Source organism: Nocardia sp. NPDC050435, assembly GCF_040655395.1.
GTDB lineage: Bacteria > Actinomycetota > Actinomycetes > Mycobacteriales > Mycobacteriaceae > Nocardia.
In genome coordinates this window covers 42,432-60,620 of the sequence record NZ_JBFAJW010000017.1, presented here as the reverse complement: position 1 = coordinate 60,620, position 18,189 = coordinate 42,432, and the positions used below count along the sequence as shown (strand labels likewise).

22 protein-coding genes are annotated in these 18,189 nt (G+C 70.0%); 13 read left to right on the top strand and 9 right to left on the bottom strand.

Features of this window, described 5'->3' with window-relative positions; translation table 11 throughout:
* The 3 genes from AB0I43_RS37865 to AB0I43_RS37855 all read right to left on the bottom strand — a co-directional run bounded on the left by AB0I43_RS37865 (window position 1) and on the right by AB0I43_RS37855 (window position 2,475).
* On the bottom strand, window positions 1-1,440 hold the full coding sequence (locus tag AB0I43_RS37865; protein ID WP_356976699.1) for an MFS transporter: 1,440 nt from the start codon (window positions 1,438-1,440) through the stop codon (window positions 1-3).
* Between the two features lie 73 nt (window positions 1,441-1,513).
* Entirely contained in the window at window positions 1,514-1,972 is a 459-nt protein-coding gene (locus AB0I43_RS37860; RefSeq protein WP_356976697.1) for an SRPBCC family protein, read from the bottom strand.
* A complete protein-coding gene (locus tag AB0I43_RS37855; protein ID WP_356976695.1) occupies window positions 1,969-2,475 on the bottom strand; it encodes an NUDIX domain-containing protein in 507 nt (168 codons plus the stop codon). Before AB0I43_RS37855 ends, AB0I43_RS37860 begins: the two co-directional genes overlap by 4 nt.
* 34 nt (window positions 2,476-2,509) lie before the next feature.
* On the opposite strand from AB0I43_RS37855, the gene AB0I43_RS37850 reads away from it, so the two are divergent.
* Window positions 2,510-2,842: an MmcQ/YjbR family DNA-binding protein gene (locus AB0I43_RS37850; protein ID WP_356976693.1), complete on the top strand. Its 333-nt coding sequence runs from the start codon at window positions 2,510-2,512 to the stop codon at window positions 2,840-2,842.
* Entirely contained in the window at window positions 2,839-3,345 is a 507-nt protein-coding gene (locus AB0I43_RS37845; protein WP_356976691.1) for a DUF1990 domain-containing protein, read from the top strand. The genes AB0I43_RS37850 and AB0I43_RS37845 overlap by 4 nt, the downstream gene beginning before the upstream one ends.
* Window positions 3,346-3,350: 5 nt before the next feature.
* Here the strand turns inward: AB0I43_RS37845 and AB0I43_RS37840 are convergent, their stop codons facing one another.
* Window positions 3,351-4,079, bottom strand: coding sequence for a tyrosine-protein phosphatase (locus AB0I43_RS37840; protein WP_356976689.1), 729 nt, complete (start codon window positions 4,077-4,079; stop codon window positions 3,351-3,353).
* Window positions 4,080-4,118: 39 nt separating this feature from the next.
* On the opposite strand from AB0I43_RS37840, the gene AB0I43_RS37835 reads away from it, so the two are divergent.
* The 5 genes from AB0I43_RS37835 to AB0I43_RS37815 all read left to right on the top strand — a co-directional run bounded on the left by AB0I43_RS37835 (window position 4,119) and on the right by AB0I43_RS37815 (window position 8,184).
* The gene (locus AB0I43_RS37835) at window positions 4,119-4,379 is read left to right on the top strand and encodes a hypothetical protein (protein WP_356976688.1); all 261 of its coding nucleotides are present in this window, start codon (window positions 4,119-4,121) and stop codon (window positions 4,377-4,379) included.
* A gap of 97 nt (window positions 4,380-4,476) precedes the next feature.
* Complete coding sequence (locus tag AB0I43_RS37830; RefSeq protein ID WP_356977021.1) at window positions 4,477-6,336, top strand: hypothetical protein; 1,860 nt, start codon at window positions 4,477-4,479, stop codon at window positions 6,334-6,336.
* On the top strand, window positions 6,333-6,503 hold the full coding sequence (locus tag AB0I43_RS37825; protein WP_356976686.1) for a hypothetical protein: 171 nt from the start codon (window positions 6,333-6,335) through the stop codon (window positions 6,501-6,503). The genes AB0I43_RS37830 and AB0I43_RS37825 overlap by 4 nt, the downstream gene beginning before the upstream one ends.
* The gene (locus AB0I43_RS37820; protein WP_356976684.1) at window positions 6,500-6,865 is read left to right on the top strand and encodes a hypothetical protein; all 366 of its coding nucleotides are present in this window, start codon (window positions 6,500-6,502) and stop codon (window positions 6,863-6,865) included. Before AB0I43_RS37825 ends, AB0I43_RS37820 begins: the two co-directional genes overlap by 4 nt.
* A complete protein-coding gene (locus AB0I43_RS37815; protein WP_356976682.1) occupies window positions 6,862-8,184 on the top strand; it encodes a hypothetical protein in 1,323 nt (440 codons plus the stop codon). Before AB0I43_RS37820 ends, AB0I43_RS37815 begins: the two co-directional genes overlap by 4 nt.
* Before the next feature lie 5 nt (window positions 8,185-8,189).
* Here AB0I43_RS37815 and AB0I43_RS37810 read toward each other — a convergent pair whose 3' ends face one another.
* The 3 genes from AB0I43_RS37810 to AB0I43_RS37800 form a co-directional block, all read right to left on the bottom strand.
* The gene (locus AB0I43_RS37810) at window positions 8,190-8,561 is read right to left on the bottom strand and encodes a hypothetical protein (protein WP_356976680.1); all 372 of its coding nucleotides are present in this window, start codon (window positions 8,559-8,561) and stop codon (window positions 8,190-8,192) included.
* Between the two features lie 116 nt (window positions 8,562-8,677).
* Window positions 8,678-9,358, bottom strand: a complete 681-nt coding sequence (locus tag AB0I43_RS37805; protein WP_356976678.1) for a hypothetical protein — start codon at window positions 9,356-9,358, stop codon at window positions 8,678-8,680.
* Between the two features lie 95 nt (window positions 9,359-9,453).
* Window positions 9,454-10,788, bottom strand: coding sequence for a serine hydrolase (locus AB0I43_RS37800; protein ID WP_356976676.1), 1,335 nt, complete (start codon window positions 10,786-10,788; stop codon window positions 9,454-9,456).
* A 164-nt stretch (window positions 10,789-10,952) separates the two neighbouring features.
* Here AB0I43_RS37800 and AB0I43_RS37795 point away from each other — a divergent pair, with 164 nt between their 5' ends.
* Window positions 10,953-11,912, top strand: a complete 960-nt coding sequence (locus AB0I43_RS37795; protein WP_356976674.1) for an ATP-dependent DNA ligase — start codon at window positions 10,953-10,955, stop codon at window positions 11,910-11,912.
* Window positions 11,913-12,438: 526 nt separating this feature from the next.
* Window positions 12,439-12,720, top strand: coding sequence for a MerR family transcriptional regulator (locus AB0I43_RS37790; protein WP_356977019.1), 282 nt, complete (start codon window positions 12,439-12,441; stop codon window positions 12,718-12,720).
* Between the two features lie 10 nt (window positions 12,721-12,730).
* Here the strand turns inward: AB0I43_RS37790 and AB0I43_RS37785 are convergent, their stop codons facing one another.
* Window positions 12,731-13,525, bottom strand: coding sequence for an alpha/beta hydrolase (locus tag AB0I43_RS37785; protein WP_356976673.1), 795 nt, complete (start codon window positions 13,523-13,525; stop codon window positions 12,731-12,733).
* Window positions 13,526-13,654: 129 nt separating this feature from the next.
* On the opposite strand from AB0I43_RS37785, the gene cutA reads away from it, so the two are divergent.
* Entirely contained in the window at window positions 13,655-13,990 is a 336-nt protein-coding gene (cutA, locus tag AB0I43_RS37780) for a divalent cation tolerance protein CutA (RefSeq protein WP_356976671.1), read from the top strand.
* On the opposite strand, the gene AB0I43_RS37775 is transcribed toward cutA, so the two are convergent.
* Window positions 13,971-14,840, bottom strand: a complete 870-nt coding sequence (locus AB0I43_RS37775) for a hypothetical protein (protein WP_356976669.1) — start codon at window positions 14,838-14,840, stop codon at window positions 13,971-13,973. The two genes, cutA and AB0I43_RS37775, sit on opposite strands and share 20 nt — an antisense overlap.
* Before the next feature lie 525 nt (window positions 14,841-15,365).
* Between AB0I43_RS37775 and AB0I43_RS37770 the strand changes: the two genes are divergently transcribed.
* From AB0I43_RS37770 to AB0I43_RS37760, 3 genes are all read left to right on the top strand, one after another.
* Window positions 15,366-15,626, top strand: coding sequence for a hypothetical protein (locus AB0I43_RS37770; protein ID WP_356976667.1), 261 nt, complete (start codon window positions 15,366-15,368; stop codon window positions 15,624-15,626).
* A gap of 48 nt (window positions 15,627-15,674) precedes the next feature.
* Window positions 15,675-16,895 carry a serpin family protein gene (locus AB0I43_RS37765; RefSeq protein ID WP_356976665.1) on the top strand — a complete coding sequence of 407 codons (1,221 nt, stop codon included), beginning with the start codon at window positions 15,675-15,677 and terminating at the stop codon, window positions 16,893-16,895.
* Window positions 16,896-17,402: 507 nt separating this feature from the next.
* A complete protein-coding gene (locus tag AB0I43_RS37760) occupies window positions 17,403-18,152 on the top strand; it encodes a hypothetical protein (protein ID WP_356976664.1) in 750 nt (249 codons plus the stop codon).
* The last annotated feature ends 37 nt before the right edge of the window (window positions 18,153-18,189 follow it).

Sequence of the window (18,189 nt, the reverse complement as noted above, 5' to 3'; positions counted from 1 at the left end):
CTACTTCGCCGCGGTGGCGCTGAGCGGGCGCGCCAAGTCCTCCAGCGACCGCTGCTCGGCCTTGACCCCGTAGGCGACCTCGACCAAACCTGCCAGCAGCATCGCCGTCGCGCCGATGGCGAAGGCCAGCGCGGTACGCCCCGGATCGCCGTCTTCCGCGAGATTGGCGAACACCAGCGGCCCCGCCACGCCGCCCGCGACGGTGCCGATGGCGTAGAAGAACGCGATCGCCATCGCCCGCGTCTCCATCGGGAAGATCTCGCTCACCGTCAAATACGCGGCGCTCGCGCCGCAGGAGGCGATGAACAGCACGGCCGTCCAGCAGGCGGTGAGCGTCATCGCGGTGAGGTGCCCGCCCTGGAACAGCCAGGCGGTGCTGAACAACAGCAGCGCCGAACCGATGTAGCAGCCCGCGATCATCGGCTTGCGGCCGACCGTGTCGAACAGCTTGCCCAGCAGCAGCGGTCCGAGGAAATTGCCGAAGCAGATCACCGCGAAGTAGTACCCGACCTTGTCGTCGGCGATGTCGAACGACTTGGTCAGGATCAGCGCGTAATTGAAGGTGATCGCGTTGTACAGGAACGCCTGTCCGATGAACAGCGAGAAGCCGAGCGCGGCCCGTTTCGGATACAACCGCACCAGCACCGAGGCGATCTCCCCGAATCCGGTGGCGCGCCGCTGCTCGATCTCCAGCTGCTGTCCGGAGACGTCCTCGAGTTCCGCGCCCGTATCGGCGCGCACCTGTTTCTCGATGTCGGCGACGGTGCGTTCGGCGTCCTGCTCCCGGCCGTGGATGAATTGCCAGCGCGGACTTTCCGGCACGGTGCGGCGCACGAACAGAATGATCAGGCCGAAGACCGCGCCGAGCGCGAAGGTCAGCCGCCAGCCCACATTCGCGGGGAACAGGTCGGTATTGAGCACCAGCACCGACAGCAGCGCGCCGCCGACCGCGCCCAGCCAGTAGGTGCCGTTGATGACGATGTCGATGCGCCCGCGATATTTCCGCGGGATCAGTTCGTCGATGGCGGAATTGATGGCCGCGTACTCGCCGCCGATGCCGAATCCGGTGAGGAACCGGAAGAACACGAACCACCACAGGTCGAACGACAGCGCCGTCATGGCGGTCGCGAACAGGTACACCGCGAGGGTGAGCAGGAACAGCTTCTTGCGCCCGAACCGGTCGGTCAGCCAGCCGAAGAACAGCGCGCCCGCGCCGGCGCCCGCCACATACAGGGCCGCCGCCAGGCCGGAGACCTGCGCGGCGGTGATGTCCAGTCCGCTGCCCGGCTCGGACAACCGGCCCGCCACGCTGCCGACGACGGTGACCTCGAGCCCGTCCAGGATCCACACCGACCCGAGCCCGATGACGATGGTCCAGTGCCAGCGCGACCACGGCAGGCGATCCAACCGGGCCGGAATGTCGGTGGAGATGGTTCGCACGGGGCACCGCCTTCGATCGCCGTCGCTCTGCGGGGCGAATACCCGCCGAGCCGGGGCGCAATCGGGCGGTGGCTCAGAGCTTTTCGGCGTACTCCGCGAGGCGATCGACGGAGGCCCGCAATTTGTCCGGTGTGGTGGCGCGGGCGCGCGGCAACCGGCTCTCGTCGGTCAGGCCGGACCAGTCGTAGGTGTGGGTGACCAGGGTGCGGCCCGCGTCCAGCGGTTCCAGCTCCCAGCGCCACAGGTGGCCGGGCGGCTGTTTGCCGGGCTCGGAAGGCCGCCAGGCGATTCGGCGCCCCTCCTCGAAATCGACGACGTGGTTCTCCCGCACGTGCCCGTTGGTGAGCGTCATCGAGAAGACCTGACCCGCCTCGCGCACCCGCTGCCCGGCGGGCGCCTCGGCCAGGTTGTCGTTGCCGTCCCAGTTCGGCTGGCGCGCCGGGTCGGCGATCAGCTCGAAGAGCGTCGCGGCCGCCACCGGGATCTCCCGGCTGGCCAGGACCACCCGGGGCACGTCGATATCGTCGGTCATGGAGTCATCGAACCACGCCCGCCCGGGGCCCGCCGGGCGGGCTGGAACCAGGTGGGGCCGTCGGTCCGGGCGTGCTCGATGCGCAGCGCCTCGTGCGGCGAGAGTTCGGGCAGGGCGTCCAGCGCGAACCAGGCCACCTCGAGCGACTCGTCGTCGTTGACCCGCGCGGTGCCGCCCACCGCGCGGCACACCATGGTGATGTCCATGAACTGGCAGGTGTCGCCGTTGGGGAAGGTGTGCGGCGGCATGGCCCGGACGTGGGCGACGCGCTCGGGGACGCAGTGCACCGCGGTCTCCTCGAACACCTCCCGCACCGCGCAGTCGGCGGGCTGCTCGCCGGGCTCCGGGATGCCGCCGATCACCGTCCAGCGCCCGCTGTCGGCCCGTCGCCCGAGCAGCACCCGGCCCGCGTCGTCGAAGACCACCGCGGCCACGCCGGGCATCCACAGCAGCTGCTGGCCCGCAGTGACCCGCAGTTCTCGGATGAAGTCGGGAGTTGCCATGCGACGACAGTAGAGCGATTGGGAAAATGCCGGGGTGAGTGCCACTGGGGATGATGTTCGAACGGTCGCGTTGTCGCTGCCGGAGGTGACCGAGGAGTTCGCCTGGGGAATGCCGATCTTCCGGGTCGCGCGCAAACTGTTCCTGACGCTGCCGGACGCCGAGACCTCCATGGCGGTGCGCTGCCCGATCCTGGACCGGGACGAGCTCGTGCTCGCCGAACCCGGCAAGTTCTGGATCGCCGCCCACGAGGCGAACAACGCCTGGGTGCGGGTCCGGCTGGCCGCGCTGGACGACCGGGACGAGCTGCTGGCCATCGTCGCCGACTCCTGGCGGCAGGCCGCCCCGACCCGGCTGGTCAGCGAATGAACGAGCTGAGCTACGGTCCCGCCGGGCTGACGGCTCCGGCCGAAACGACCTGGACCGCCCATCCGCCCGGCTTCCGCCGGTTCGAGCGGACCGTGGTCGTCGGGCACGGCGAGGCCGACTGGGAGCGCGCGTCACGATCGGTCCTGCGCTGGGGCGTCAAGCGCCGCAGCGGTTTCCGGGTCGACCCGGACGAGCGGGTCGGCGTCGACGCCCAGTATCGCATCACCGCCGGGTGGGGGCCGATCGCCGTGCACGAACCGGTGCGCGTGGTGGCGGTCGTCGAGACCGCCACCCGCTGCGGCTTCGCCTACGGCACCCAGCCGGGCCACCCGGTGTCCGGCGAGGAGGCGTTCATCGTGCACCGCGACGCCGAGGGCACGGTCTCGCTGACCCTGCGTTCACTGACCCGGCCCGCGCCGCACGGCCCGTGGCGCCGGATCTTCCCGCTGCTGCTGATCGCCCAGCGCGTCTACCGGCGTCGCTACCTGCGCGCCCTGACCTGACGTGGTCAACCCACCAGCAGCCGCGCACGCAATCGCTCGAGGCTCTCGGGCGCGACTCCGGCCGCGCCCGTGAGGTATTCGCGCACCGAACCATAGGTCCCGGCGAGATCGGCGAGCACCAGCCGCATCACCTCGGCCGGTGCCCGCCCGTACCCCGGCCAGCGCAGCACCCGCCCGGGATGCGCGAGCTCCCACTCCGCGATCAACCGCCCCGTGGCCAACTCGGTGAGCGCGAAATCCGCGCTGATCTGCTCCTCGGAGACGTCGAGCGCGGCGAGCAGCAGCGCCGCGAGCAAGCCGGTGCGGTCCTTCCCGGACGCGCAGTGGAAGACCACCGGCCCGTCCGCCGCCGCGATCAACTCGATCGCGGCCCGGATCTCCACCACGCCGTCGGCGGCGACCTCGGCGAACCGGTCGGCCAGGTATCGCCACGGATCCAGCTCGGGATCGATCTCGGCCTGCTCGTAGGGGCGGTGCTCGATGCTGAGATTGGCGTAGCGGAACCGATCCGCCTGCGGGATGCGGCCTTTGGCTTCGATCTCCCAGGGATAGCGCAGATCGAGGACGGTGCCGATCCCGAGCTCGAGGAAGCGCTCCCAATCGTCGCCGCGCAGCTTCGACAGCGCGTCGGAGCGGTAGAGCCGACGCCAGGCGACGGTGCGGCCGTCGGCGCTGTGATAGCCGCCCAGGTCGCGGAAGTTGTGCAGATGCTCGAACTCGAGGTGGCGCTTCATGTTTCGTAGCGTGTCATGGATCGGCCGTAGGCTCGGGCGATGACGCTGCTGGAGTTGCTGGGCGAGGTGCGGCGGCACATGGTGTTGCCGGACAACGATTTCTCCTGGTCCACCTGGGATGACGTCGACGAGGCGCTGGCGGAGTACGACGGGCTGGTCGCCGCAGTGGCGCGGGGCGAGCGGCCGCGCACGCTGACGGTGTTGTTCGCGCCGACCGGCCCGCTGCAGGAATTGGCGATATCCAGCGGTTGGGCCGAGCAATATTTGGTGCTGGCGGCGCGTTTCGACGAACTGTTCTGACCGTTTCCGCCAGGTCTGTCCGTCCTGCATACCAACGGTGATCTCGGGCATACGCTCTGTACAAGAGACTCCGGGTTACAGGAAAGAGCGGTTCGTGATGAGGCCCCTGCTCGCGCGCGGAACCGAAGGCGGCGGCGCCGCACTGGATCAAGTGGTGATTCTGACGGCGTCGGCGACGCTGATCGCGGCCGTGCTGATGTGGGTGGCCTATCTGCATCGCACGCGCCGGATCACCTGGTTGCGGACAGCGGCAGACCGGCTGGGGCAGATCTCGAACCGCCCCGGCTGGGTGGCCCTGCCGATCACGGTCTTCACCACGACGATCCTCACCGCGATGCTCGGCTTCATCTGGGACGTCAGCCTGCACATCGGCCAGGGCCGCGACGAGGGCCCGCTGGCGAACCCGGCGCACTACTTCATCATGGTCGGGCTGTTCTTCCTGTTCATCGCGGGCATGCTCGCCGTCATCCTGCCCCTGGACGAGAAACCCGGACCGGCCGCGATCAGGATCACCCGGACCTGGCACGCGCCGGTCGGCGGCGTGCTGATGGCGGGCGCCGGACTGTACGCCCTGATCGGCTTCCCGCTCGACGACATCTGGCACCGCCTCTTCGGCCAGGACGTGACCCTCTGGGGCCCGACCCATCTGATGCTGATCGGCGGCGCGGGCCTGTCCCTGATCGCGGTGCTGCTGCTGGAATTCGAAGGGCGCCTGGACAAGCCGGATCCCGACCGGGCCGACGGCGCGTTCATGTGGATCGTGCGCAGCTTCGCCTTCGGCGGCCTGGTGATCGGGCTCTCGGTCTTCCAGGTCGAATTCGACTTCGGCGTACCGCAATTCCGGCTGGTGCTGCACCCCATGCTGATCGTGGCCGCCGGCACGGTCGCGCTGGTGGCCGCGCGCTACACGCTGGGTCGCGGCTCCACCCTCATCCTGGTGGCGTTCGCGTTCCTGGTCCGCGCGATCATCGCGGTCGTCGTCGGCCCGGGGCTCGGCGCGCCGTACAACGTTTTCCCGCTGTACCTGGGCATCGCGGTGGTCGTGGAGCTGATGGCCCTGCTGCCGCTGATCCGCAAGCCGGTGTGGTGGGGCGCGGGCACCGGTCTCGCCGCCGCCACCGCCGGGCTCTGGCTCGAATCGCTCTGGGTGGACCTGATGTTCGTCGATCCGTGGCCCGCGTCGATGTGGCCGGAGCTGCTCGCGATGGCGGTGCCCGTGGGCATCGCGGGCGGTGCGCTGGGCGCGCTGCTCGGCATGGTGCTCAACGGTGACCCGCTGCCGCGCCCCGCGATCCGGCGGGCGGTGGTGGTGCTCGCGGTGCTGGTCGCCGCGATCGCCACCACCAACGGGCTGCGCCACGAGACGCCGCGCGAGGCCACCGCGACGGTGCGCCTGCAGGACGCCGAGCCGGTGAACGGCGGCCGCATGGTGACCGCCGAAATCACCCTCGCGCCCGCGGATCTGGTGCGCGAGGACCCGGAGTGGCTGCAGGTGCTGGCCTGGCAGGGCGGCACCGGCGAGGTGCTGGGGCGCTGGCGCGCCGAGGGCGTCGAGAGCCCGGGCCGCGGCCTGGTCGTCGATCACCTGCGCCGCGTCGGCCCGGGACAGTACGTGACTACGAAACCCGTTCCGGTGCACGGCAGCTGGAAGACGGTGCTGCGGCTGCAGAACGGCCGCACGCTGACCGCGCTCCCGGTGTTCCTGCCCGACGATCCGGGCATCGGCGCGACCGAGGTCAAGGCCGACGCCGAGTTCACCCGGCCGTTCGTCAGCGAAATCACCGTGCTGCAACGGGAACGCTCCTTCGACAGCCCCGCGTGGTTGATGCCCGCGGCGGGTCTGGTCGTGCTGCTCTGCTCGCTCATCCTGATCGGCGCGCTGTCCTGGGGCGCGGCGCGGGTCGGCCTGGCCTTCCAGCGGACCAGCCGGGCCGAACCGGAGTCGGTGCGCGGATGAGCTACGAGCCGGGAGTCGACATTCTTGCCGATCATTCGGCACTGCTGGCCATTCCGGCGTTCGCGCCCGCGTTCGCGATCGTCGGGGTGGTCGTCTATCTCGCGATGCGGGATCGGCGATCCGAGCGCCGGGAGTCCGCGCGACGGCCTGGCGAGGAGGAACAATGAGGTCGCCGTGGGCGCTGGGGCTGGCGCTGGCCGCCGCGATCACCTGCGGGTGCGGGTCGACCGCCGACGAACCGAGCTCCTCGCCCGGAGGCGTGGAAACTGTCGTCACGATCCGGATCGCTTCCGGCGCAGTCGATCCGCGCAATACCCGGACCGAGGCGAAGGTGGGGCAGCCGATCGTGCTGCGGGTCGACAGCGACGCCGCCGATGAACTGCACGTCCACTCCGATCCGGCGCACACCTTCGCGGTGGCGCCCCGGGCCGGACAGGAGTTCCGTTTCACCGTCGGCGTTCCCGGGCAGGTGGCGGTGGAATTGCACGAGCTCGACCAGACGGTCACCACCCTGCAGGTACGCCCGTGACCGTGCTCGCGCACGGACTGGGCGGAGCCGACGATCTGCCGATTCCGCTGTCCTACGCCTTGATCGGGGCGGCCTGGGCGCTGACGTTCTCCTTCGCGATCCTGCTGCTGGCCTGGCGGGAACCGCGGCTGGACCCCGAATCGCCCGGGCGGCGACTACCCGCGTTCCTCGATGCCGCACCCCTGCGCCGCGCCATCGACCTGACGACCATCGCGGGCGCCGTCCTGCTCGGACTGATCCTCGTGCTGGGTTCGCCGGACCCGCAACGCAATCCGGCGCCGGGCGTGTTCTACATCTACCTCTGGGTCGGCGTCACCACGGCGTCGCTGGTGTTCGGCCCGGTCTGGAAACTGCTCTCGCCGCTGCGCGCGGCGCACCGCCTGGTCTGCCTGCTGCTGCGCCGCGACCCGCGGACCGGACCGCTCGCCTACCCGGAATCCTGGGGCTACCGCCCGGCGGTGCTCGGCCTGTTCGCCTTCGCCTGGCTGGAACTGGCCGCGCCGGAACCGGATTCGCTGACCGCGATCGGGATCTGGCTGCTGGCCTATGTGCTGAGCACCGGCGCCGGGCTGGCCCTGTTCGGCAGCGTCTGGGCCGAGCGGGCCGACCCGTTCGAGGTATACAGCACACTGCTCGCGCGCGTCAGCTGGTTCGGCCGGGACGGCTCCGGCCACCCGGTCCTGCGCGCGCCGCTGAACAACCTCGCGGCCGGTCCGGTGCTGCCCGGCGCGGTGGCGCTGGCCGCGACGCTGCTCGGCGCGACCGCCTTCGACAGCCTGTCCGCCCTGCCCGCCTGGCGGGAGTTCCTCGATTCCCGCAGTGGCGGCGAGGTTCTCACCGCGACGGTGACCCGGACGCTGGGCCTGCTGACCGTCATCGCGATCGTCGGGGTTCTGTTCGTCCGCGCGGCCCGCGCCGTCCCGGGGCTCGAGCGCGCCGAGCGCGCGCGGCTGCCCAGGCTGCTCGTGCACAGCCTCACCCCGATCATCGCGGGTTACCTGATTGCCCACTATCTGACGTTGCTGGTCGAAAAGGGCCAGGCGACACTGGCATTGCTGGCCGACCCGTTCGATCGCGGCTGGAATATCGCGGGCCTGGCCGATCATCAGGTCGCCTACGTCCTGTCCACCCACCCGGCCGTGCTGGCCACGCTGAAGGTTCTGGCCGTGCTCACCGGCCACATCCTCGGTGTCACCGCCGCCCACGACCGCTGTCTGACTCTGCTGCCGCGCGCCCATCGCGCCACCGGGCAGCTCGCGCTGATGCTGGTCATGGTCGGCTTCACCTTCACCGGCCTCTACCTGCTCTTCGGCGGTTGAGCGCGCTACTGCCGCACGGTGAGCGCGCTGTCCATGAACGCGTGGTATTTGCAGTGGAACGGGTGCACGCCCGCCTCGGCGGGCGCGACGAAGGTGATCGTCTGCTCGGGGGGAATCTCGTAGTCGAACAGCCCGGTGCGGTCGCTGGTGACGCTGTGGCGCACCAAATCCTTGTTGACGACCGTGACGACGGCGCCGGGACTGATCGGTGGGGCCACGGTGAAGACGCGCTGCTCGATCGTGAGGGTCAGCGCCGCCAGCGGGGCGGGCGAGGGCAGCGGCGGCGGGTCGGGCGGCTCGGATTTGCCGCAGGACGCCGTCAGCGCCAGGGCGAGCGTCGTCGCCGCGAGAACGATCCGGTGTTTCGGTGCAGCCATGGCTGCCTCCTACCCGTTGGCGATCTGTTCTCGATGGTAGAGCGGGATGCTTGCCCTCGCGTACGGTTCGGCCCCTGCACCGGTTGACCCCCGCTGGGACCGAACCCGTGTTCGGTTCAGGCGGCCGGCAGCGGCGCGGTCATGCCCTCGACCGCACCTGCCGCCGCGCCCGCCGCCGCACCGACCACCGCGAAGGGCGCGGCGACCATCGCGTAGCCCAGCGCCGCCCCGATCGCCGGGACCACGACCAGGCCGATGGGCGCGAACGGCAGTCCGGCGACCAGCCCGGAGACCGCGCCGATCAGCGCGCCCGCCGACGCGACGGGCGCGGCGACGGCGCCGCCGACCGCGGCGCCGACCACCGCCGCGCCGAGCACGTCGTCCGCGACCCGGGCGGCTCGCGCCGGCTCCAGGCCGCCCGCGTGCAGCGCTTCGGTCAGCGCCGCCTCGGTGCCGTCGGCGGTGGCGTTGATCTGGGCGGCGGTGTCGGCCGGGACCCATTCGGGCCGGTCGACCTGGGTATCGCCGATCCGGATCCGGGTGACGTCCGGGGCCGGGGTTTCCTCGGCGACCGGCGCCGGCGGGGGCAGCAGCTCGACCGGCAGGAAAGCGCGCAGGGCCGTGAGCGGATCCGGCGCGGCGGGCGCCGATTCGACGGACTCCGGAGCGGGGGGCGTCTCAGCGGCTGCGGCGCCTGCCCCTAGCACGGCGACGGCCAGGGGTGCGGCGCACGCGACCAGGGTGGCGGCGCGCAGGCGGAGGATTCTTGCCGGGATGTCGGACTGCTGTGCGTCCATGGATGACCTCATTCGAACGACGATGCTTACACATCACCATTCGGAACAGCGAGCGTTCCGGATTGAAAAATATTCCGCGCGAACCGCTTTCAAGATCAACGAATGCCCGGCGTCGCCGGGTCCGTGCCGAGGCAGCCCAGGACGAAGCAGCCGGGCGGCCAGTCACCGAACGGCGGGGCCAGCGGTTTGCCCAGGCAGCTGGCCAGATTGCAGGCCGGGTCGGCGGCCGGGCCGATGCCGAGGGTGCCGAGCAGCGGGTCGGGATTGGAGACCATCGGGTCGGCCAGGGCGACGTCGGGGAGGGTCACATACGGGCCCGGATCCGGCAGCGCCGGCGCGCGGAACGCGCCGACGACCGCGCGCAGCACGTCGTGCGGGAAACTCACCGAATCGCCCGGAATCGTCACGCCGGTCCAGCTGACCAGCAGCCCCAGGCTCGGGACGATGAAATTGTCCTGGCGCATCATGCCCGACATCTGCATCGCGTCCGCGGGCAAACCGGGGAACGAGCCCGCGCAGCCGGGTCCGTTGACGACCAGCAGGAATCCGTAGCAGGTGTGGGTGGGGGAGGACGTGGTGGCCGCGCGCAGGTAGTCCGCGGACACCACCTGGGTGCCGTTCCAGGCGCCCTGGTTGCCGATCAGCAGCCCGAGTTTGACGAAATCGGCCGGCGGGAGCACCAGATGGGCGTAGCCGTAGGTGTTTCCGCTGCGGTCGCGGGCCCAGTGGTAGTCCGACTCGGGAATGCCCAAGGGCGTGAACAGCTTTCGCTGCGCATAGGACTGGAAGTCCTCGCCGACGGCCTGCTGCACCACGTAGACCAGCAGGTCCACCGCGCGCTGGCTGTACTGCCAGAGCGTGCCCGGCTGCTGATCGACCGGTAGCGCCAGCGCCTGGGCCACCACGTTCGGATCGAGCTGGACCAGGCCGGTGATGCCCTCGGAGGCGACGGCCACCCGCATACCGGAGGATTCGTCGAGCAGATGCCGGACCGGGATCGCCCGGTGTGCCGCGTCGCCCAGGCCCGGCGGCAGGTAGGCGCCGATCGGATCGTCGAGCCGCAGCCGCTGCTCGTCGACGGCGATGCCGGCGACCAGCGCGACCACGCTCTTGGTGCTGCTCCACAGATTCCAGGCCACGCCGCTGTTCTCGGCGTTGCGGGCGCCGGTCGCGATCAGGCAGTTGTTGCGGAACACGTGCACGGTGCGGCGCGTGGGATCGTTCGCGATCCGCATCGCCTCAGCCAGCGCGGCCGAATCCAAGCCCACCTCTTCGGGTGTCGCGGTCTCGAAACCTCGATCCGTGCGCACCGCACACTGTTTGAGCTGTGCGGGATCCGCTCCCGCCGTACTCGGCACACCCCACAGCACCGCCGCGGCCATGACGACCGACAGCATCAGGACTTCCAGACGACGCACAACACTCTCCACTCCCGGCAACCTCTGCCCGGGACATCGGGGCGCCGCGACCGGAAATTACGGCCTGACGTGCCCATACTTGTCGGGGCGGTAGCCCTCGGGGCACGCGGTTCACCGCCGTGTTGTCGGACCCGCGTCGTAGGCTCGGGAGACCGCGATCCAGGGAAGGCAGGCCGATGGCTGACGAAGAACGCGCCGGCGTCAAGCTGACCAATCTCGACAAGCCGCTGTTCGACGGCGCCGCGGCGACCAAGCGCGATCTGATCGATTACCTGGAGTTCGTCGGCGACCGCATGGTGCGGCCATTACGCGGCCGGCCGCTGTCGGTCATGCGGATCCGGCCCGGGCAGGAACCCTTCATGCAGAAGAACCTGCCGAAGTACACGCCCGACTGGGTGCCCCGGGTCAAGGTGTGGGCGGAGAGCTCCCATCGCGAGGTCACCTACGCGCTCGGCGAGGACGTCCGCACGCTGCTCTGGTTCGGCAATCAGCGTGCCATCGAATACCACCCGACGCTGCTGCTCGCCGATCGCGCCCAGGGCCCGACCCACCTCATCCTCGACATCGATCCGCCCGAGGGGCAGCCGTTCCGGCAAGCCGTCCTCGCCGCGAAACTCATCCGGCAGGCGCTCACCGACGACGGACTCGCGGGCGCGGTGAAAACCAGTGGGGCCAAAGGGCTGCACATCTTCGTCCCACTCGTCTCCGGCCTCGACATCGAAGACGCAGCCGCCGCCACCCGCGCCATCGCCGCCCGCGCCGAACGGCTCGACCCGGCCCTGGCCACCACCGCGTTCATCGTGGAAGACCGCGAGGGCAAGGTCTTCCTGGATTCCACCCGCGCCGGCGGCGCGACTGTCGTGGCCGCCTACAGCCCCCGCATCCGGCCCGGCACTCCGGTCTCGTTCCCGCTGTCCTGGTCCGACCTGGACGACATCGCCCCCGCCGATTTCACCGTCCACACCGCCGCCGCCCTCCTCGGCGACAACGACCCGTGGTCCACGGAAATGCCCGCGCCCCAAGCTCTTCCGGCGGATCTCCTGGCGGAGGGGCACACCATTCCGGTGGCCCGGGTCCAGGCGATGCACGAGGGGAAGCGGCGGGCGCGGGCGGCGCGGAACCGGCAGGACAGTTAGCGCTCGGTGCCTTGGAGTAGCCATCGGCAGGGAAGATAGGCGAGCCTGCCCATCGCAAAAAAACTGTAGTGGCGGATGTAGACATTCGTCAGTCGCTGCGATACAGTCGGTGTCGTTCAGTCGATAAGTCCACAGGCCGGGCAGGTGAACTGCCCGGAAAAGTTCCGCCCGTCCCCTCCGGCGGAGAAGAGAATCCGGTGCACTCGGCCGGACCGCCGGAGGGGACCCGACACAAAATTTCCGCAGGTCAGACGAACTGGGAGGTGGTCACTGAGTAGTCATCTATCGGCCCGCGTCCGAGGACACGTCGGACGCGCACCAAGATCGGCCCTCGCGGTCGATGAGACGTAGTGAATTCCTTCGATCCCCTCTTCCGTAATCGACAAGCCCCGGCGCACACGCGCCGGGGCTTGTCGGCGTTGGATCCGAACCCTCGAGAGGTGCTGTGCAGCAATCCGATCCCGACCCCACCGCCGGCGCCTCCGCCCAGGACAAGCTCGACGACGACACCTATCCCGCCTACAGCATGGGCCGCGCCGCGGAAATCCTCGGCGTCACCCAAGCGTTCCTGCGCGGCCTCGATGCCGCCGAACTGCTGATCCCGCAACGCTCACCCGGCGGTCACCGCCGCTACTCCCGCTACCAGCTGCGCCTGGCCGGGCGGGTGCGTGAACTCGTCGACTCCGGCAACACCCTCGAGGCCGCCTGCCGGATCGTGATCCTGGAAGACCAACTCGCCGAAGCCCAGCGCCTCAACGCCGATCTGCGGCACGCCCTGGACCGGCACACCGGTCCAGGCGCGGGCTGAGCCGGCGGGTCTAGGCGCCCGCGGTCGCGCGGACGGCGTCGGCCACCGCGGGCGAATCCTTGCGCAGGATCTTGGAGTGGTTGCTGGCAACCTTCGCGCTGATCGTCACGTTCGGGTTCGCGGCCAGGATCGGGTCGAGCACGGCGCGGTTGGTCTCCATCTCGTCGTCCTGGCTGCCCAGGCTCTCGCCGGTGGCGAGGACGAAACGCACCGGGCGGGTGGCGCGTTCGAGGACGGGGACGCTGGCCGCGGCGATTTCGTTGAGTTCGATGTTGGTTTCGGCGTGCTGAGCCGCGCTGAACCGGGCGGCCATGCCGAACGGGCGGGTCAGGGGGAGCAGGAACCGCATCTTGTTGAACAGCTTGCGGATGCGTTCGGCCCCCTCGGCGCCGGTGAGTCCGTAGGGGAAGGCGTCCACGGTCACCACGCCCAGGACGCGGTCGGGGTTGGCGTCGGCCCAGTGCCAGCTGATCACCCCGCCGTAGGACCAGCCGACCAAGATCACCGGTCCGGTGATCTTGCGGGCGGCGAGGACGGCGTCGATGTCGCGCAGGCAGGCCGCGAAGGAGTAGTCGGCGGACTGCTCGGATTTGCCGCGGGCCCGCTCGTCGAAGGTGATGTGCCGGTAGCCGGGGCCGAGGTCGGCGATGACCTTCTTCCAGTGCGACTGGTCGGCGTAGGCACCGTTGAGGTAGACAACCGTCTGGCCGTGACCACCGGTGTCGCTCACCGCGAGCGCGGTGTCCTCGACGGTGACCATGCCGGTCCAGGGGGAGAGGGTCGTGTCGTTCGCTGCGTTGCTCATGGGAATACAGTCGCCGGACGAACTGATACCGGCCTGACACCGACCTGACACGGATCCCGAGGGCGAGTAGCGGCGGTTGTACCGGGTGGAATTCCGATGGCCGCGTCCAGCAAGACCTAGGGTTGGACCATGGCATCGGCACGGGTGTGGTCAGTGACGTCGGCAACGCCGACCGAGGAGGATGCGCGGAACATCGCGCGAACCGTGGTCGCCGAGAGGCTCGCCGCCGGCGCGGAGGTCACCGGCCCGGCGACGTCGGTCTTCTGGCACAACGACGAGTTGGGCGAAGGCCTCGAGTGGCGGGTGACCTTGAAGACGTCGGCCGCCGCTAGGGATCGGCTGGCCGATCGAATCCTGGAGTTGCACCCATGGGCGGATGGCTCCGAGATCGTCGCCTTTCCGGTCGAGTGGGCGATCGATCGATACACCGAGTGGGTCGAAAAGTTCACAACCGCAGCGGAATAGGTGCGCAGGCGGCAGCAGCTCGGCGCGCAAGGTCGTCCGCTCCGGTCACGCCGGCGGAAAGGGCGCGTTGCGCGGTCTCGCGAACACGGACGAGCGGCCGGACGGATGCGACTTCTCGGGCGAGGGTGAAAGCGTGCTCGGCAGCGTCCAGCGCCTGCGCATGGTTTTCCGCGTCGAGGTAGGCGTCTGCCAACCAGGTCAGATACAGGGCCTTATCTCTGGCCCAGGCATCCGGGTAGTCCGCGAGGACACGCTGTAGCGGTGAAATGGCACGCTCGGGCTTGCGAAGGACCGACCAGACGCGCCCCGCCATGATGTCGAGCTCGGCGTAGTTCATCCATGAATACCAACTGGGCGAATCGTCGGCGCCATCCAGCGCCGAGCGCGCGGCGTCGAGCGCCCGAGCAGCTCCATCCTCATTCCCCGCCGTGGCCAGGGACCATGCACGACGCGATTGGAGCATGGCCGCGGCGGTGCCGGGCGTGCTTCGTCCCAGCGTTGCGCAGGCGGCATCCGCGGCCTCGATCGACTCGGACCTTCTTGTCGCGTAGGCGATGTGGGCCAGAGCGTTCGCTTCCAACTCTCGGTTGCCGGCAGCCTGGGCCGCGCTGCGGCCGTAGTGGAACAGCCTCTGGGCGATGTCATCGAATCCGGCATCGAAGGCCGCCCAGCCGGCCTGCTGCGCCTGCTGTGCGGCCAGTTCGGCAAGGCGGTCCGTGACGTCGGCCCGCTGGGAGGCGACACGAAGAAGCTGCTCGGTTCGGGCGAGCTCCGTGAAGTACAGGTGGAAGGTGTCACCGCCGCCGTGCTCGCTGTCCAGCGCCGCCAGTGTCGTGAATTTCCGGCGCATACGCTCGACGTCGATCCCGCCGACACGCGCCGGAACTCGGCCGCCCAGCAACGGCGCGGCCAGTCCCGCGATCGAAAAGAACTGTCTGCGCTTCGTGGCTTCGTCCTTGTCGCGTCACGATTGGTTCGCTTCGGATACAGCCCGAGAGATGTCTCCGAATCGCTACCCAACACTGCCACGAGGGCTTGGCGCGTCGCACGTCTCGGCCAGGCGATCTCACCGCATTCGATCCGGCTGATCGCCTGTTCATCGGTGGCGGGTCGATGGCCGGTGGCGCGTTCGACGTGATCGCACACCAACTCGGCCAGCTGTGCTTGTGTCAAGCCGGCAGCCAGCCGAAATGTCCTGAACTGCTCGTTCGTCGGCTCCCCCGCGTGAGTCCGAGGCTTGTTTGCCTACAGTTTTGCGCTGTCCGTCGGCTCGGACAACCGGAACGCTGGTACCTGGTCCCGCCGCCGGAACTTGGCTCGCATCGAACGATTCCTGGCGGTGGGCGCTTACTCAGTCAACCGTCGAGGGGGCGAAGTGAACACCGACGACTATCCGACCTTGCCACGCCGAACGGTCGTGCGGGTCGATTTCGGAATCGGAAGCGGGACGAGGCACCCCGCGATCAGCTACACCGCATCGGCCGAGGTGATCGCGCGGTTCGCTGCGGCGCTGCGGCAGTGGAATCCGGACTACCGGATTCACGTCGAAGACGTCGATCCCGCCACTGTGGAACTACCACCTGAACTTCCCACCTGGCGCTTGTTCGCGTGGGAGGAGCCGGGCGGGCGGTCGTGACAAGCTGTTCGAACCGGCTTGTCGGGTTCGCGGCTACCGTTGGGGTTCGTGTCTGTAGCTGCCACTTCGAATGTCACTGCTGTCAACCAGCTCACCGCCCGGTGGTGCCGCTCCGCAGGGGCGGGGGATTTCGTGCTGTCCGGGGTCGGGGTGTGGCCGCTGCTCGGGATCCTGGCGGATGCGGCGGGCGGGCCTGCGCGCTCGGAGCTGGAGCGGGCGATCAGGATTCCGGCCGGGCAGGCGAAGGCGGCGGCGCTGGAAGTGCTTGCTGTTCTGGAGGATTCGGCGGCGGTCGCGGCGGCGCTCGGGGTGTGGGCGCGCGCGGATCTGCCGTTGCGATCGGAGTGGGTGCGGGGTCTGCCCGAGGGGGTGGTGCGGCAGTTGGGTGGGCAGGAGGTGCTGGACGCGTGGGCGCGGGAGCGGACGGGCGGGATGATCGAGAAGTTTCCGTTGCGGCTCACCGCCGCCACCGTGCTGGTGCTGGCGACCGCGCTGTTCGCCGAGACCGGCTGGCGCACACCGTTTCAGCCGGCGCGGCTGGCGATTCGGTCGGGGCCGTGGGCGGGGCGCGACGATATCGCGCTGCTGCGGCACTCGCCGGACGCACATGCCGTCGCGATCCTGGACGCCGAGGCGCCCGTGACGCGCATCGTGGTCGAAGGCGACAACGATCTGGACGTGCATCTGCTGCTCGGCGGTGCCGCCGGCGAGGTGCTGTCCGCCGGGCTCGGCGCGCTCGGCGGCAGTGTCCCGGTGCGCACCGATCTGCCGGTCGGTACCGAAGCCCCGGGCCTGATCGTGCGCACCGAAACCGGGGTCGACGCGCAGGATCAACTGCGGATCCTGATGCCGCCCTTCGACATCCGCTCGACGCACGACCTGCTCGCCCAGCCCGAGGTGTTCGGCCTGCGCGCGGCCACCACCTCCGAACTGGACAACTTCCCCGCCATCAGCCCGATCCCGCTGTTCCTCAGCCAGGGCAAACAGGACGCCCTGGCCCAGTTCTCGGCCCGCGGCTTCAAGGCCGCCGCGGTCACCGCCTTCGCCGTCAGTCCGGGTGGCATGCCGCCGCCGCGCACCCACGAGACCCGTCTGTTCGACTGCGTCCTCGACCGCCCCTTCGGCTTCCTCGCCGTGCACCGCCCCACCGCACTCGCCCTCGCCGCCGGATGGCTGGCCACCGCGCCGGCCGCGCCCGCCCAGCCGGGGGCGGACGACACGATCTATCCCCCGGGCGCACCCCGTCCGGTTCGTCACCCGATCATCTAGCGCGACACCGCGTGTCCGAACCCGGCGGAGGAAGTCGAACATCGGAGCGGACGCGCGAACACCTTGCCTCCAGGACGATCTGTCGGGTTGCTGGCTCGCGGCAAATCGCGCGCCCGCCGCGCTGCGAGGCGCGCGAAGCCGCTGGGGCAGACGATGAAACCGCTGCTCGCGGGCGCGGCAGCATCCCCGGCGCAACAGCGCACGGGGGTAGCCGCAGGGCAGCTGCGCGCTCTCCGAAAGCGAGATAAAAGGTTGCGGGGGTGCGAGTTTGGGTAAAGCGCGGCCGAAGATTCTCCGGCGCCGGGGTGTTGTGTCCCCATTTGCCCTGCATCCGCCGGTGAGTTATGCAATGTTGGTACTGCGCAACGGCATTGAGGAGATGCCGCTGGTCGCCGTGAAGGCGTCGGTCAAGGGAGTGTGGCGAACATGTCGTCGGCGTACGCATCCGAACCAGCCGGTCACGCCCGTGCGCGTCAGACCGGTCGCCGCGTCCCCCTGTGGCCGGGAATGATTCCGCTGCACCAGGTGGCCCAGCAGGCGCAGCAGCAGCGCAAGCTCGCCCAGCGGCCCGCGCCGTCGCCGGGGGAGACCACCCAGCCGCACACCAGTCCGTTACGCGATACGCCGCAGCGCGCCGCACCCCGCCGGATCGAACCGCGGCAGCCGGTGGCCGCGCGCCGCGTGGAGCCGCATCAGCGGCTCTGGCCGGCCCGCGCCTCCCGCCCGCACAGCCATCGCAAACGCGGGCGGCAGCCGTGGGTGGTCGTCTCGGTGGCGGGCGGCGCCTCGCTCGCGGCGGTGGCCATCGTCGCCGTGTACACCGCCGCTCAGGCCACCGGCCCGGGCGAGTCCTCGCCGACGGTCGCGGGCGCGGCCCTGGGCGGGGGCCCGGGGTGTGAGGCGGCCCGCACCGAACAGTTCGTGCGCGGCAACGGAGTCGGCTCCACCGAGACCGGCCCGGACGCGATCCTGGCGTTCCAGCACGCCTACTACGTGGAACGCTCGGGCACCGCGGCTCGCGCCCTGACCGCTCCCGACGCGTCCGTGCCCACGGCCGCGGTGATCGACAAGGGCATCGCCTCGGTCCCCGAGGGCACCCGGCACTGCGTGCTGATCACCCCGATGCCGGACGGCCGCTTCGACGTCGTCATCACCGATATGCGCCCGGACGCCTCGGTGCGCACCTACCGCCAGTTCGTCACCGTGGCCGTGCGCGACGGTGCGATCGTCATCACCCGGATCGCGCCTCCGACCTGACGCTTCCCGCCCCCACGGCTGGTTGCCGCGTTCGGTC

What these genes read in the sequence shown, in the direction of transcription:
- AB0I43_RS37760 (WP_356976664.1), top strand. Translation starts at nt 17,403, where the DNA reads ATGATTCCGCTGCACCAGGTGGCCCAGCAGGCGCAGCAGCAGCGCAAG.
- AB0I43_RS37790 (WP_356977019.1), top strand. Translation starts at nt 12,439, where the DNA reads ATGGGCCGCGCCGCGGAAATCCTCGGCGTCACCCAAGCGTTCCTGCGC.
- AB0I43_RS37785 (WP_356976673.1), bottom strand. Translation starts at nt 13,525, where the DNA reads ATGAGCAACGCAGCGAACGACACGACCCTCTCCCCCTGGACCGGCATG.
- AB0I43_RS37830 (WP_356977021.1), top strand. Translation starts at nt 4,477, where the DNA reads ATGAGGCCCCTGCTCGCGCGCGGAACCGAAGGCGGCGGCGCCGCACTG.
- AB0I43_RS37775 (WP_356976669.1), bottom strand. Translation starts at nt 14,840, where the DNA reads ATGCGCCGGAAATTCACGACACTGGCGGCGCTGGACAGCGAGCACGGC.
- AB0I43_RS37845 (WP_356976691.1), top strand. Translation starts at nt 2,839, where the DNA reads ATGAACGAGCTGAGCTACGGTCCCGCCGGGCTGACGGCTCCGGCCGAA.
- AB0I43_RS37860 (WP_356976697.1), bottom strand. Translation starts at nt 1,972, where the DNA reads ATGACCGACGATATCGACGTGCCCCGGGTGGTCCTGGCCAGCCGGGAG.
- AB0I43_RS37835 (WP_356976688.1), top strand. Translation starts at nt 4,119, where the DNA reads ATGACGCTGCTGGAGTTGCTGGGCGAGGTGCGGCGGCACATGGTGTTG.
- cutA (WP_356976671.1), top strand. Translation starts at nt 13,655, where the DNA reads ATGGCATCGGCACGGGTGTGGTCAGTGACGTCGGCAACGCCGACCGAG.
- AB0I43_RS37810 (WP_356976680.1), bottom strand. Translation starts at nt 8,561, where the DNA reads ATGGCTGCACCGAAACACCGGATCGTTCTCGCGGCGACGACGCTCGCC.
- AB0I43_RS37840 (WP_356976689.1), bottom strand. Translation starts at nt 4,079, where the DNA reads ATGAAGCGCCACCTCGAGTTCGAGCATCTGCACAACTTCCGCGACCTG.
- AB0I43_RS37820 (WP_356976684.1), top strand. Translation starts at nt 6,500, where the DNA reads ATGAGGTCGCCGTGGGCGCTGGGGCTGGCGCTGGCCGCCGCGATCACC.
- AB0I43_RS37855 (WP_356976695.1), bottom strand. Translation starts at nt 2,475, where the DNA reads ATGGCAACTCCCGACTTCATCCGAGAACTGCGGGTCACTGCGGGCCAG.
- AB0I43_RS37795 (WP_356976674.1), top strand. Translation starts at nt 10,953, where the DNA reads ATGGCTGACGAAGAACGCGCCGGCGTCAAGCTGACCAATCTCGACAAG.
- AB0I43_RS37805 (WP_356976678.1), bottom strand. Translation starts at nt 9,358, where the DNA reads ATGGACGCACAGCAGTCCGACATCCCGGCAAGAATCCTCCGCCTGCGC.
- AB0I43_RS37825 (WP_356976686.1), top strand. Translation starts at nt 6,333, where the DNA reads ATGAGCTACGAGCCGGGAGTCGACATTCTTGCCGATCATTCGGCACTG.